Below are 1,654 nucleotides of genomic sequence, written 5' to 3' on the forward strand. Positions count from 1 at the left end.
ACCCAATGGGGGCACGCCAGGACCTGCCCTGCTTGAACAGTTTCTAGTTAGATGCCGGGGCTAATACTGCCGACGATCAACGGCCGGTCTCTCGGAAGACGTTTGACGCTGTAGCCTATGCCGATCTACTGGCTGAAGTACCGACTTTGGTTGGTCCCGCGAAAATGCAGCACGAAATGGGAGCAACCTTCATGCAATTCAAATCACTTGCAGAGAACGGTGTGATAAAACCTCGGATCCAGGTTGCAACGATCAATTCTCCTTGGCGCATATCTGATGGTATTGCATTGGTGGAAGAACTCTTAGGAATTGCGCAGCCTGTAGCGCCTACCAACACTAACGGGGAAGGTATTCAGCAGGCTAAAAGCGCACAGGTCTGCGGGTTGGGAAGATCATCGAAGCCCTGCGAAATGGTGAACTTCAGCTCGGGCACTACACTAACGTTAAAGGCTATGCTGGGTTCTGTGTTTTGAAAACAGAAATCAATGGCATGCGGCCACCAAAACAAAAGGTCACGGACCAAGGGTTTCTAACGGCTTCTGCATTCGGCCGCTCAGTCGGCATTCGAACATATGGCTGGTTTAAAAAACTTGCGGCAGAGGGCCATACTCCTGAAACCCTTACGCCACACCCGAAGGGCGGTCCTGACCAATCATACCTCTCTCCCGACGACATCACCCAGTTTCACAAGCGCTTTATGACCCCGGCGACGATGGAGCATAAATTTGGCCAACATCGCAAGATATTGCTGGGGAAGCTGAGAGCAGCTGGAGTGAAAACCTTTGCACCAAATGGAGAAGATTATGGGCCGGTCTATCTCCGCAATGAGGTCGAAGAGATCTTGGAATGACACCTCCCAGTCCATGTTGCAGACAAGAAACAGCGAAGTCGTGGGAAAAGCATGCGTGGGGCTGCTATGCTGGGGCCAAATTCTTGTCAGCAAAAACGCACAGTTCGTAAAGGTTGAGGGACTGGAAGTGAAATGACAAACTTCTTGACAGAAATTCGCATTAAACACGCTGAATTCGCACACTTATGCCCGATTGGCAACAAAGGTAGAGGTGTGGCGACCCCGGAAGAACTCGAATCCTCAACCTGCTGATTAGAAGTCAGCTGCTCTATCCAGTTGAGCTACGGGGCCGTATCCACAAGGCGTATGTAGCAGATCAAAATTTCAGAGGAAAGCACCTTTCCGTGCTCAGTCGAGTGAGCGGCCCCACTTGCGTGGTCCAATTTGAAAGTTAGTGCATGATTGGCCTTTGGCCCACCGGGACGATGGCTTCAGGCGCGGATGGTCGGCAGCCCAGAGCATAGTGTGGTCGTTTGGTGTTGTAGTGTTTCCTCCAGCTTTCGGTGATGAGTTGAGCCTCTCGTAAGGAGTAGAAAACCTCGTCGTCGATAAAGCTCTGGGCTTCGTCTTCGATGGATGCACGCTCTTCTCGTATGGGCCAGGCATTGCCCGTTACCCGCCGTATGAATGTCCTGCGGCCCTTTGCAGTTTTGTCGTGTCCGTCGGCAGAGTTTTTGGTTCCAAAGGTCACGTGAACTAGGTGCAGGACTCATAGCCAATAGATGACCGAAGCGGCGAGAGCGCTTGCTGAGAGGTAGACTTTGGGACACCTGTCGTACCGCGTCTCCACCCGCTGCCAGTCTT

2 protein-coding genes, 1 tRNA gene and 2 pseudogenes are annotated in these 1,654 nt (G+C 52.2%); 2 read left to right on the forward strand and 3 right to left on the reverse strand.

Annotated elements, in window-relative coordinates; translation table 11 throughout:
• Window positions 1–191: 191 nt before the first annotated feature.
• Window positions 192–473, forward strand: coding sequence for a hypothetical protein (locus AN476_RS22150; protein ID WP_157063859.1), 282 nt, complete (start codon window positions 192–194; stop codon window positions 471–473).
• The gene (locus AN476_RS22155) at window positions 470–850 is read left to right on the forward strand and encodes a hypothetical protein (RefSeq protein WP_157063860.1); all 381 of its coding nucleotides are present in this window, start codon (window positions 470–472) and stop codon (window positions 848–850) included. Before AN476_RS22150 ends, AN476_RS22155 begins: the two co-directional genes overlap by 4 nt.
• 214 nt (window positions 851–1,064) lie before the next feature.
• Here AN476_RS22155 and AN476_RS22160 read toward each other — a convergent pair.
• The 3 genes and pseudogenes from AN476_RS22160 to AN476_RS23010 all read right to left on the reverse strand — a co-directional run.
• Window positions 1,065–1,141, reverse strand: a tRNA-Arg gene (locus AN476_RS22160).
• 100 nt (window positions 1,142–1,241) lie between these two features.
• Window positions 1,242–1,400, reverse strand: a pseudogene (locus tag AN476_RS22720) (integrase core domain-containing protein); the annotation flags it as partial.
• A gap of 159 nt (window positions 1,401–1,559) precedes the next feature.
• Window positions 1,560–1,654 (reverse strand): annotated as a pseudogene (locus AN476_RS23010) (IS5/IS1182 family transposase); the annotation flags it as partial.

It is taken from the genome of Phaeobacter sp. 11ANDIMAR09 (assembly GCF_001294455.1).
In the GTDB taxonomy this organism is placed as follows: Bacteria; Pseudomonadota; Alphaproteobacteria; order Rhodobacterales; family Rhodobacteraceae; genus Pseudophaeobacter.

Excerpts from the sequence above, each read along its gene's own strand:
- AN476_RS22150 (WP_157063859.1), top strand. The coding sequence starts at position 192 with ATGCAATTCAAATCACTTGCAGAGAACGGTGTGATAAAACCTCGGATC.